Origin of the sequence: Bacillus sp. GB_SG_008 (genome assembly GCF_052038115.1) — a bacterium.
Taxonomy (GTDB): Bacteria; Bacillota; Bacilli; order Bacillales; family Bacillaceae_G; genus Bacillus_A; species Bacillus_A rhizoplanae.
The window spans coordinates 84,321-96,331 of sequence record NZ_JBPZSK010000006.1; the positions used below are offsets into that span (position 1 = coordinate 84,321).

Annotated in this window: 13 protein-coding genes; 3 read left to right on the forward strand and 10 right to left on the reverse strand. The window is 34.0% G+C overall.

Annotated elements, in window-relative coordinates:
• Positions 1-69: 69 nt before the first annotated feature.
• The 5 genes from ACTDJC_RS16375 to recQ form a co-directional block, all read right to left on the reverse strand.
• Positions 70-2,178 (reverse strand): HelD family protein, encoded by a 2,109-nt coding sequence (locus ACTDJC_RS16375; protein ID WP_440604070.1) that lies wholly within the window; start codon positions 2,176-2,178, stop codon positions 70-72.
• A 104-nt stretch (positions 2,179-2,282) separates the two neighbouring features.
• Complete coding sequence (locus ACTDJC_RS16380; protein WP_440604071.1) at positions 2,283-2,498, reverse strand: hypothetical protein; 216 nt, start codon at positions 2,496-2,498, stop codon at positions 2,283-2,285.
• Positions 2,499-2,680: 182 nt separating this feature from the next.
• Complete coding sequence (locus tag ACTDJC_RS16385) at positions 2,681-3,151, reverse strand: DinB family protein (RefSeq protein ID WP_253629647.1); 471 nt, start codon at positions 3,149-3,151, stop codon at positions 2,681-2,683.
• Positions 3,152-3,467: 316 nt separating this feature from the next.
• Complete coding sequence (locus ACTDJC_RS16390) at positions 3,468-3,863, reverse strand: gamma-glutamylcyclotransferase family protein (RefSeq protein ID WP_440604072.1); 396 nt, start codon at positions 3,861-3,863, stop codon at positions 3,468-3,470.
• Positions 3,864-3,888: 25 nt separating this feature from the next.
• Positions 3,889-6,006, reverse strand: coding sequence for a DNA helicase RecQ (gene recQ, locus ACTDJC_RS16395; RefSeq protein ID WP_440604073.1), 2,118 nt, complete (start codon positions 6,004-6,006; stop codon positions 3,889-3,891).
• A 415-nt stretch (positions 6,007-6,421) separates the two neighbouring features.
• Between recQ and ACTDJC_RS16400 the strand changes: the two genes are divergently transcribed.
• Positions 6,422-6,781 (forward strand): cytoplasmic protein, encoded by a 360-nt coding sequence (locus ACTDJC_RS16400; protein ID WP_440604074.1) that lies wholly within the window; start codon positions 6,422-6,424, stop codon positions 6,779-6,781.
• A gap of 114 nt (positions 6,782-6,895) precedes the next feature.
• Here ACTDJC_RS16400 and ACTDJC_RS16405 read toward each other — a convergent pair whose 3' ends face one another.
• Complete coding sequence (locus ACTDJC_RS16405) at positions 6,896-7,348, reverse strand: DUF6884 domain-containing protein (protein WP_098310331.1); 453 nt, start codon at positions 7,346-7,348, stop codon at positions 6,896-6,898.
• A gap of 273 nt (positions 7,349-7,621) precedes the next feature.
• Positions 7,622-8,554 carry a manganese-dependent inorganic pyrophosphatase gene (gene ppaC / locus ACTDJC_RS16410; RefSeq protein WP_440604075.1) on the reverse strand — a complete coding sequence of 311 codons (933 nt, stop codon included), beginning with the start codon at positions 8,552-8,554 and terminating at the stop codon, positions 7,622-7,624.
• A gap of 257 nt (positions 8,555-8,811) precedes the next feature.
• Here ppaC and ACTDJC_RS16415 point away from each other — a divergent pair, with 257 nt between their 5' ends.
• Positions 8,812-9,633, forward strand: coding sequence for an alpha/beta fold hydrolase (locus ACTDJC_RS16415; protein WP_440604076.1), 822 nt, complete (start codon positions 8,812-8,814; stop codon positions 9,631-9,633).
• A 72-nt stretch (positions 9,634-9,705) separates the two neighbouring features.
• Here the strand turns inward: ACTDJC_RS16415 and ACTDJC_RS16420 are convergent, their stop codons facing one another.
• The 3 genes from ACTDJC_RS16420 to ACTDJC_RS16430 all read right to left on the reverse strand — a co-directional run bounded on the left by ACTDJC_RS16420 (position 9,706) and on the right by ACTDJC_RS16430 (position 10,976).
• The gene (locus ACTDJC_RS16420) at positions 9,706-10,071 is read right to left on the reverse strand and encodes a carboxymuconolactone decarboxylase family protein (protein WP_440604077.1); all 366 of its coding nucleotides are present in this window, start codon (positions 10,069-10,071) and stop codon (positions 9,706-9,708) included.
• Between the two features lie 156 nt (positions 10,072-10,227).
• The gene (locus ACTDJC_RS16425) at positions 10,228-10,536 is read right to left on the reverse strand and encodes a YxcD family protein (protein WP_429710700.1); all 309 of its coding nucleotides are present in this window, start codon (positions 10,534-10,536) and stop codon (positions 10,228-10,230) included.
• Positions 10,524-10,976: a hypothetical protein gene (locus ACTDJC_RS16430; RefSeq protein ID WP_440604078.1), complete on the reverse strand. Its 453-nt coding sequence runs from the start codon at positions 10,974-10,976 to the stop codon at positions 10,524-10,526. Before ACTDJC_RS16430 ends, ACTDJC_RS16425 begins: the two co-directional genes overlap by 13 nt.
• A 264-nt stretch (positions 10,977-11,240) precedes the next feature.
• Here ACTDJC_RS16430 and ACTDJC_RS16435 point away from each other — a divergent pair, with 264 nt between their 5' ends.
• A complete protein-coding gene (locus tag ACTDJC_RS16435) occupies positions 11,241-12,002 on the forward strand; it encodes a DUF1836 domain-containing protein (RefSeq protein ID WP_440604079.1) in 762 nt (253 codons plus the stop codon).
• The last annotated feature ends 9 nt before the right edge of the window (positions 12,003-12,011 follow it).

Genomic DNA, 12,011 nt, shown 5'->3' on the forward strand with positions numbered 1-12,011 from the left:
GTAGCCATAAAGGTATTAGTATAAAGTACTTTTTTGCGCTACATCTTTTTAATTTCTGTTCTAGTTTGATTAAACATCTATCCTTTCTTCATACAATTCTCTTGGAATTTGTTGAATTAAAGGTGAACATGTCCCTGAATAAAAAATCCGTAAGTCATGTAGAGAGCGGGTACATCCCACATATAGCAATTTAGCATCTTGTTTTGTTTGTTTATAGTGAGCCTCATCTACATCGATAAGTAGTACTGCGTCGAATTCCAACCCTTTTGCCAAATAAACAGGAACGACTGAAATACCGCCTTCATATTTACTTTGATTGGCTTCTATTATATTTGTAGAAATACCAGCTTCTATGAGTTTTCCGTATATCTCACGGCACTCTTCCTCAGTTCGTCCAACAATAGCAATCGTTTTTACATGTTGTTCTTGCATAGTCTTCACAGTAGATAAAACAGATTGAAATTGATCATTCGTCGAGATTATTTTTACACTTTCGCCACTGCGAAAGACAGGATTGGCAAGGCCTACTGGAATATTGGCATTTTGAATAACTTCATTTGCAAAGTGAATAATTTCCTTTGTTGAGCGGTAACTTCTCGTTAATTCGTAGTACTGGGCATTTTGATAAAATACATCTTGAAACTGTTGCCAATCGTGAATACCTTGATATTCGTGAATGGCTTGTGATAAATCACCTAAAATAGTAAAGGAATTTCCAAGTGTTATTTCTTTTAAGATGGAAAGTTGAAACGGTGAAAAATCTTGCGCTTCATCAATAACAACATGATGAAATTTTTGCCCAGGTTTTATTCCCTCTAAATAGTGATGAATATAGATGAGCGGTGCTAAATCTTCTAGAGTAACCTCTTTTTTTCGGCAATTTTTTGCTGTTTCTTGTACAAGTTCAGCTGGCAACACACTTAAAATACCTTCTTGTTTCATTAACATACTGTAAAAGGATAGCGCATTCATCTTCGGCCAAAATTTTAAATAGCTATTAAGTCTTTGCGTTGCTTGTTTTTTTAGTTGCTTCCTTTTATTTGTGTCTGAGATCATCTTGAGTTCCATCTCAATCCAACGTTTCATACGAGCAACAATCCGTTCTCTTCGCTTTCCTAACGGATAGTGTTTATATTCTGTTTCAAACCACTGCTGAATTACCTCTCCTTGTAATACTGAATAGTCCCAAGGCTCAAAATTTCTCGTTAGCACGATACTTTTTTCGTAATCGGACAGACTCTGATTGATAAACGCTTGAAACTCCATGGATCCTTTTAATTTCCCAGCCGCTATCTCATCTTTGTCCTTATGAATAGAGAATGCTTGTTGTAATTGTTTATCAGTACTCTGTACAGAAACACTATTTTCTAACGTATGTAATGCCCAATCTTGAAATGTAGTTTGATGAATATCACCAACACCAAGCTCTGGTAATACGCTGGATATATAATCAAGAAATATACTGTTAGGTGCAAAAACGATCATTTTCTCAGCGCGAAGCTGTTCACGATATTGATAAATTAAAAAAGCAAGACGATGCAAGGCAATTGTTGTTTTTCCGCTACCTGCAACACCTTGAATAATGAGGGGAACATTTTTTTCCGCACGAATAATTTCGTTTTGTTCAGATTGAATCGTTGAAACAATATCTTTTAACTTGTTATCTTTATTTTCTCCTAAACGATAGAGAAGAAAATCATCCGCAAGTGATAGATCATCACTTCCTCTTACATATGTATCTACAACTCGCTCTAATGTTTGCTTCCGAATAGCAATGTTTCGTTTTAAATGAACAAGCCCTTCAACGATTCCTTCTGGAGAATCATAAAAAGCTACATCCTCTCCTCCAGTAAATGAATAAAACATACTTGCAACAGGCGCTCGCCAATCAACGACAATTGGCTGCTGTGTTTCTTCATCAGAAGCACCAGCTTTACCAATATAGACGGGTTTTTGCTGCAGCTCTCCTTCTTCTTGAAAATCTAAGCGTCCAAAATAAGGTTCCTGACTGGCGATTCGAAGTCTTTGCCGGCTAGATTCTCGCATAGTTTCAAGCACTTGTTCTGTAAAGTTTTCTCCATGATAAACTGGAATACTCTCTAGTTTATGCAATTGCTGATTAATTTGCGAAAGCGTGTTATTTAATTTCTCTAACTCTAGTTCAAATATTTCCTTCATGTTTGTAATTCCCTCCTATTCGTTGGAATTTTCAATCGAAGATTAATTCTATTAAAAATGAAGCCTGTAAGTCAAGTGTTTAGAGGGAACTTTCTAAGAAAAATCTATATTAATTCTTTAATCCATGCTGACGAAGGAAATTGTTCTTTTAGCGCACTCGTTAACCATAACTTTTGTTGTTCATTCATATATGGTATATATGCCTTAACATCTTGTTCATCTTTTATTCTGCCCTCTTTTGCTTTAAATAGCAGCTGCCATTCTGGAGCTACAAACTTACGTCCGAGTGCGTCTTCCTGAACAAATTGCTTATAATCCATCCATATATTTTTATTTTCTTGAAATAAAATCTTGTCATTTTCCCTATGTCAATTTTATTTGTTGATTTTTTTGAACATTAAATCAAAAAGAATCGTATAAGTGTTTTTGCAAAATCAAAAGGAGCTATCTCATCTGAGAATAACTCCTTTTGAAACTCATTAAATTATTTTTTGGATTTTTGTTAGTTCTTTATTCCCGCGTGTTCAATAATGCGCTTCATCGCTTGAATTTGCCCCAAATGATTTGCTTCATGCATTAATGTAAGGCCGGCTAATTCTCCAAAGGTTCCAAGTCCCATAAATGGTTTTTCCAGCGTTTCATTTAACTGTTCAGCAGGAATTTGTTGAAGACGAACTAATTGATCTTTCAACTCAACAATGAGTTTATCTACGGTAGGTACATCTCCCTTCCAATCAGCTGGCTTTGTACCGTTTCCAAATAATTCGATATAATTTGCAGGAAGATGCGTCGTTTTATGTGGAAAGCCGAGCATAAACTGTTCAGTAACCGTTAATACATGGCCAATATGCCATTGGATCGTATTGTTAAAACCGTCTGGCTGCACATTTACTATTTCCTTCGAAAGTGATTCTACGTTTTTAATAAAATAACTTCTTGTCATCGCAAATTGTTTAAATATTAGTTTATTCATACCTTACGCCCCTTTCAAATCCCTTTCAAATCCCTTTCAAATCCCTCTCATTCATTAGCGTATTAAAAATCTGGATAAATTAGAAGTGACATGAAATAAAGATCGATTATATTCTATACGAATCATTCATATCATGTAAAGCGGAATGACTTCATACAAGTTAAGCACGAATCATAAAATAACTACACTAACTGTTTAATCCATTCTGGTGAAGGCATTTGTTTTTTTAAGCTGTTCTGATTGAATCATCGGCATGGTTTCTCTGTCTTTCTGTATATATTTATGAAAAAAGGAGAGGGTTCTCCCTCTCCTTCTATTATCTATCCTTAAATAATAATTTGCGATAGGATACCCAATCACCTTCTACAATCTGATGCTGCAGCATATCTTGCTTTTGTGCTATATATACATAAGCTTCTAGTATCTTTTCGTTTATATAGATAGCTTGTGTAATTCGGTTGTATAGATCTTGTTCAGAGTCCCCTGCATATTCTTCTAACTTATCCAAATCGCTTAATACAGCATCTGTTACTCTATATACTTCCCCATATACTTTCTTATCCTTTGAATGAGTCATCGCTGGATACCCTTCATTCGTATCAAATAATGAACCATATGTCCAAGCTTCTTTTGCAATACATATGGAATCTTGTAAAAAATGAGCGTTTGCTTCATTTTTTCGCAGCGTTCCATATACAAAAACATAATGCATATTCTCATCCCTCGCTGTCACTCTGTTATTTATCCATTTGTATATAAGCACGAATCATAAAATAACTAATATAATCAGGAAGATGTTCTTTAATAGCTTTCAATCCACCTTCAGCTTGCTCTATTGCGGATGCAATCATAGATTCATATTTTTTCGGAACAAAGCTTGACCAATCCACTTCCATTCCTTCTTCAAAACAACGAATTAAATGATTTTCTACAGTTTGCATGGACAGCTCGCGTACTTCAGCGATATGAGAAAGTTTATCTCCCTGTTTATACATTTCATATGTAACATGATGAGAATTTTTCACTGCCTTTTTCGATTGCTTTCGTTCTGTTATAACTTCTTTCGTAATCATCGCATCTATATCAGGATGCTGTTCAAGAAAGTTTACGATAATTTGTAAAAATATATTACCGTATTTCTCCAACTTATGTTCACCTATTCCTTTTACTTGCAGCATTTCCCCAGTAGTTTTTGGTAATTTTGCACACATATCTTGCAATGTTTGATCAGAGAAAATAACAAACGGTGGCACTCCTTCTCCTTGTGCAATTTCTTTACGCACATGACGCAATTCTTCAAATAGTGGATGATCTTTTACAATTTTCTTTGTTTCTACTCTTTCTTTTTGGAAAATAGACTGGTTACCAACTAGAACCTCTTTCCCTTTTGCTGTTACTTTTAATGTCGGATACGTCCCATGCTCAACTGCAATGAGCTCCTCAGAGATTAAAAACTCAATGAACTCACTAACTTCTTTCACGCTTTGATTTGATAGCAATCCATACGTCGGTAACGTATGAAAATTAAATTCAATTACCTTTTTATTTTTTGACCCTGTTAATACTTGCGCAATCATTTGCTTACCGAAACGTTGATTTGTTCGAATCATGCATGATAGTACCATTTGTGCTTCTTTTGTAACATCGATACTATTTCGATCGTCTGTACAATTGCCGCAGCGACCGCAATCTTGTTTTGGCTCTTCGCCAAAATATTGTAAAATAAATGATTGCAAACAATTTTCTGTATGGCAGTAATCTGTCATATGTTGCAGTTTCTCTAGTTCATTAGAAAATCGAGAAGCTCCTGTTGACTGGTCAATTAAATATCGCTGTACTTGCACATCTTGCGGAGAATAAAGTAGGATACATTCACTATCTAAGCCATCACGTCCAGCACGTCCAGCTTCTTGATAGTAACTTTCCATGTTTTTCGGAAGTTGATAATGAATCACGTATCGAATATTAGATTTATCAATTCCCATTCCAAATGCAGATGTTGCAATCATTACATTTACTTCATCTCGTAAAAAACGTTCTTGCTGTTCATTACGATCGTTATCATTCATACCAGCATGATAACGTGCTACAGAAACGTCTTCTTTATTTAGTTTTTCATAAAGTTGATCGACAACTTTACGTGTCGCTGCATAAATAATACCCGCTTCTTTTTTATTTTGACGAATATATCCTGACAAAAAGTCATCACGGTCTTGTCCTTTTACAACGGAAAACGATAAATTTTCTCGTTCAAAAGTCGTCATAATCGTATTATGTTCTGCTATTCCTAAAGTACTGCAAATATCTTGTCGTACTTGCGGCGTTGCCGTTGCCGTCAATGCGAGTACGATTGGCTGCGTTGGAAGATAATCAAGTACACGCTGAATATGTAAATAACTTGGGCGAAAATCATGCCCCCACTGTGAAATACAGTGTGCCTCATCAATTGCCAGTAACGGGATTTTCATATCAATTAGTTGATCAACAAAATCAATAGAATCAAGACGCTCCGGCGCAATATATAACAATTTATAATGCCCTTGTTTTGCTAGTTGAATGCGTTGATTGGCTTCAGTGATTGAAATAGAGCTATTAATATATGTAGCGGGAATTCCATTTTGCGTTAAAGTATCAACCTGATCTTTCATCAGTGAAATAAGCGGAGAAATAACTAATGTTGTGCCCTCTAATACGAGTGCTGGAATTTGGTAACATATAGATTTACCACCGCCTGTTGGCATAATACAAACGGTATCTTTTCCATCCAATATATTTTTAATTGTTTCATCCTGCCCTCTACGGAATGACGAGTAGCCAAAATAGGAAGCTAAAAGTTCTTGTGCTTTTGTAAACAAAAAAAATTCACCTGCTTTTCTTAGTCTTTCATTTATTAGTATTATACCATTAGTCAAAAGTCATTGTACTCTCTACTTCTCTCCAACACTTCGCATGCTTACGAATAATTATTAACAACTCATGTAAAGCTAGAGAAAACCATTTTTAGCAATAATATTAATAAAAAAATGACTAATATCAAAATTATCATTCGCTATTTGATATGATTATTTCCATTGTTATCTAAATCCACCTTATCCCTTTACATTTAACACATATCGATATATTTTATTAGTATCTTTTTTTATACCGTATTAATAGGCAGTAAGACCCCCACCTCAAAATTCAGCAAAGGCAAAGAAATTAGTTGGGAGATGTGCTGCCCGTAATGAGGGCTGATTAAAGTTTCACTTTATATTTATAGGAGGCAACATCTTGATTAACGCAATAGGTATCGCTTTTATTCTTTCTAATAAGCCTAAAAAGAAGAAAAAAGTTTATCTTAATGATAGATTTGCACTAATAGACATTATTGAATCTAAAGATGTATATGATTCTGAAGGTAATCCACTAGTAGAGCTAACATGTAAATATAGCATTTATTTGGATGAAAAATACTATTGTAAATCTCTCGAAGACTACACTGGACAAGTATTTCCTTTCCTAAAGGAAAAAATCGGAAAAGGTCTTGTTAGAAATTTAAATTATTATTTTTCACGTATTGATATATACGATAAAAAACCACCGGTTAAAGAGATAAGAAATCTTATGAAGCAAGCAATAAACTATAACTAACATTTAGTATGATCTTAATGAAAATTATCTTTAAAATAAAGGGGATCCCTAATGCCCCTTTATTTTTCAATAACTAATTATTAATCTCCCTCATAAATCAAATTCTTTTAACTGTTACTGAATCTCGTTATGATTTTCAACCGCCTTCTTGAGCCTCTGCAACATATATCCAATCCCCTTACAGCCTTCTAATGGATAAGAAATAATCTCTTCTGGATATAGCTTTGTCACTACTTTTTTATGCTTCTTGCCTGCAAGCAGAACAATTTCATCAAAGTCTAGCAAGTCTTTATCCATCATCTGTTTTTTTAGTTGTTCTATATTAATAATCTCACTACTTTTCGAATTAAAAGCAAGATCATAGTTTTCTTTTACTATATCGGTTGGCAGTAAAAATCCATGCTTTGCGGATAAAATAACCCAGTGTGTAAAAAATTGAGAAGCATACGCTTGGCACGCTTTTCCGAATGGACTAATGTACACTTCTCTTGCTTCTGTCGGCCCCTCATCAGGGTACTTATCCCAAATCTTCTTTTTCCCACATGGAATTATGCATAATCTTTTCATTGTTACCTTCTTACCTCTTTTCTCTTTCAATCCTATATAACCTGCTTCATTTTTTAAAATATGAAATAGTAATTTGTAATAAAATCATAACATTTTTCATTCGCAGATAAAAACATCAGGTTTTTCTTTTCTTCCTACCCAATTTTCATCTTTCCTATATGAAAAGTTAAAGTAACAGACCTTAATATCCGAAATTTTATGCTTCCTAAAAACAAAAAAAGAACAAGCAGACTGTATATCAGCTTGTTCTTTCCTTTTCGTCCAAAGCTTCTCTTATAGAGTTTGGAATGTTTCTGTTAAAACAGGAACGATTTGTTTTTTACGTGAAACAACACCTTTTAAAGTAGCTGTGTTGTTTTCTAATGTTACGTTATATGCTTTCTCAACAACTTGTGCTGCTTTACCAATTGCAAGGCCAACAGAATCATTTGTTAAGATGTCAGTAACAACGAATAAGAATAGGTCTAAACCTTTTTCTTCTACTACTGCAGAGATTACTTTTTCTAATTCTGCTTGGTGTACAAGAACATCGTTTGTATCAACAGCGTTTACTTGTGCAATTTCAACTTTTGCATCTCCCATTTGGAATTCTTTTGCATCAAGGGAAATTAATTGCTCCATTGTTTTACCGCTTAAATCTGCACCCGCTTTTAACATTTCTAAGCCATAGCTTTCTGCATCTACACCAGCGATTTCTGCTAGTTCACGAGCTGCTGCTACGTCTTGATCTGTGCAAGTTGGAGATTTAAATAATAAAGAATCTGAAATGATTGCAGATAACATTAATCCTGCAACTTCCTTACGAATTGCAACGCCGTTTTCTTTGTACATTTTATTTAAAATTGTAGCTGTACAACCAACTGGCTCGCAACGGTAGTATAAAGGATCGCTTGTTTCAAAGTTAGCAATACGATGATGGTCGATTACTTCTAATACACGAACAGATTCGATATCATTAGCACTTTGTTGACGCTCGTTATGGTCAACTAAAATAACGTTGTCCACTTCGTTTGCTACTGTCTCAACAAAACGTGGTCCTTCTACTTTAAAATGATCTAAAGCAAATTGTGTTTCACCGCTAATTTCGCCTAAACGAACAGGCTCAACATTCATTCCTAATTCTTTTTTTAGTTCTGCATATGCAATTGCAGAACAAATTGCATCTGTATCTGGGTTTTTATGCCCGAAAATAAGTACTTTTTCCATGATTTCACCTCTCTACAAAAGGATATCTTAAAGGACAGAATATGACAATATTTTAGGCGAATTTTTTTATAAATAATCAAGCTTTCTTTTGAATTTACATGTAAATTCAAGATTTCTGTGCCAATGTGTAAAATTATTCTGTTCAAATACCAAAGATGATATTGAATTATCATAAGAAGATTTGAATACATAACTGAAATAAAGCATATTTTTGAATATATAAACTTATTTTTTCTGTGAAAAGGAGGTTTATGTACATGCCCTATATAAAACTTGATAATGATGTGAATATATATTATGAAGATCAAGGTCAAGGAACGCCGATTATATTCGTACATGGGGTTTGGATGAGTAGTCGCTTTTTCCATAAACAACTTCCTTACTTTAGTGAAAACTACCGGGCGATTTCACTGGACTTGCGAAGTCATGGCCGTTCTTCTCACGTTCAATCTGGGCATACCGTTGCAAACTATGCTCGTGATTTACATGCTTTTATAGAAAAGTTATCTCTTGAGAACGTTGTATTAGTCGGCTGGTCTATGGGAGCATTTGTTGTTTGGGAATATTTGAAACAATTTGGAGAAAGTAATGTGAAAGCTTCTGTTATCGTAGATGAACTAGCTTCAGATTTTAAATGGCCTGATTTTTCAATTGGAGCATTCGATTTCTCTGCTCTTATTCATATAATGCGAGAAATTCAAATCAATCGAATTGACTTTCTGAAAGGATTTATACCATTAATGTTCAAAAATCCTCTTTCTGAAGAAGATTTTGAGTGGATGTTAAAAGAAGTGACAACTATCCCGGAGTCTATAGCAAGCGCTGTTTTATTTGACCAATCTGTTGTGGACTATCGAGACTACTTAGATCAAATTACTATTCCTACTTTACTTTGTTTCGGAAGAGAAGAAAAACTTATTCCTGTTGCAGCAGGCGAACATTTACACGAGTATATTCAAAACTCTCAGCTTATAATTTTTGAAGATAGCTGTCATTGCCCTTTTTTAGAAGAAGCAGACGGTTTTAATAAAGTAGTAGATGATTTCATTCAGTCGTTAGATGACAATAATGCACCATAATTAACATGTTCCTATAATTCATTTTAATGAATGAATAAAAAACTCCTTTATGATGAAGGAGTTTTTTATCTTTCAATGCTTCTGTCGGTGTAATTCTTCCATACATTCCTGCACAAGTGTAACAGCTTGACTCATTGCAGCCCCGCCAGCAAATGCCGCTGCAACGCCGCACGCTTCTAGCACTTCCTTATCAGAGCATTCTTGATCCATACAACCTTTTGTATGATAAATTGTACAATATTCATCTTGCATAGCTAAACTGATGCCTAATGCAATTAACTGCTTTTCTCGTTTTGTTAAGGTTCCTTCTTGGAAGCAAGCTTGTGTAAAAGCGTTGTAAGTTTCAGCGATTTCTGGGATTTGCTGCGTAAACTTTCCTAATCCTTCTTTATAATGTTGTAATGATTGATATGTTGAACCTTGTTGCTGAAAATCCATTTTATTCCCTCCATTTTTTCAATATGTACTATGATTTAGTATGTACGAGAAAAACGGTAGTATCCTAAATTAACAGCAATTTATAATGTATATTTTCTCTTGCAAGCATAAAAAATAGCTGCTGAGAATAGTTACATCTCAACAGCTATTTTTATATTACTCATATGAATGATTTAAATTCGCCAAAGCGATAATGCCTTCTTCATCATGTAATTCAAGCTGTAATCTTGCTGCAAACGGATTAATATGATATTCCATATCAAGCCATAGGCGAAGTGCCTCGATTAAATTTGCCTGAATTAAAATTTGTTGACGCCCATTTACTTCTACTTCAGCTGAGAAGCCGTAATCGTCATCGTACATCAGTTCCACAAGTACTTGTTCCGGAACAACTTGACGTTTTTGTGCAATATATACACAGAGTGCATTGATCAACTCTTGTTCGGAAATTTTTATCGTTTCCATGCTGCTTCTTCCACCTGTTTCTTACGTTGATTTTTAAAATATTTGAATGCGCGAACCGCTAACATTACAATACCAGCCATTACGAACATATTAATCATAAATGCTAATACAGAACCAAGAGCTCCCATGTTAGCAAATAAGCTACCCATTAATAAACCACCAATACCACCAACTAAAAGACCTTTCATAAAGCTTCCTTTATTACTTTTTGGTGCTGTATTTGTTGCTTTTGTTTTGGAATCTGTCGTTTTATTTGCATTTACATTAGAATCTTTTTTCTTTAAATCCACTGTTGATTTTTGTGTTTGGCCTGAACTTGGAGTATAAGATTTTTTACCAGATTTGTAAGTTTTTGCATAAGCACTATCTACTGAAATGAAACTACTAGCGGCGAAGACAAACATAAATGCAGTCAATAGTGTAACGATTTTCTTTAACATATAATATTCATTCTCCTTCTACTATAAGTATATATAATTATCTATCCTTCTCTTAAACTATGAAAAAGATAGATAAATTTTAAAGTTAATAGAAAAGTTCTTATGAACTTATTATATGAACTTTTATAAAAATAATCAAGAGTTATTTCTTATGATTATTAACTTATTTGACTACAGAAAAAATCATAAGAATACAATTGACTTTATATAAAACAATACATAATATAAGTTCATAAGAACTTTTATATTATCGGAGGTGAAAAGATGGAAACATTTCATCTCACACGAAACGAAATGGCAATGCTCCTCCTTTCTCTTAGAGGATGGAATACAAAAAAGCCTCTTGCAATTTTACAAGAAGCTTGGAGAAAGTCGCATAAAGAAGATATTGAGAGTGGTCAAAGTGTTACGGCCTTTCTTACAACTGCACTAGCACCTATTTTTGAAAAGCTTATTAAAATAGAAGAAATTGATATTGGATTCTCTTTGAATGAAATCGTTGCACTTGGAAATCAAATTGAAAATACTAATTTTTCTATTACGGCACTGCAAAACTGGGTGAAACGCGATATAAAAGAGATGATTGGCTCTCCGCAAAAAGGAAAAAAATATTCAATTGAACAAGCGGCCTTATTATTTATTGTAGAAGATTTAAAAACAGCACTCGATTTTGAGTCCATTCGAAAATTGTTAAAGCTTATCGTGAATGATCCTGCAGATCGCACTGATGATTTAATTAACCCTATTCAATTATATGTTTTTTACTCTTCTTTATTTGAAGAGCTGAATCAAAAAGGTTACGTTCAATTCAATACAACGAATACGATTCGTACTATTGAACAAACGATTAAAGAAAAAGCTGATCAGTTAGCAGCTAAAATTGAACATATAAACAAAGAACAACGCGAAGCAATTCGAAATGCAATTATAATTGCAACATTATCTGTCCATACTGCTTATGTACAAAGATTAGCGAAGCGCTACGTATCAGCTACTTTGTTTTTACAGCATTTAAATGTAAATTAAACTTTTATG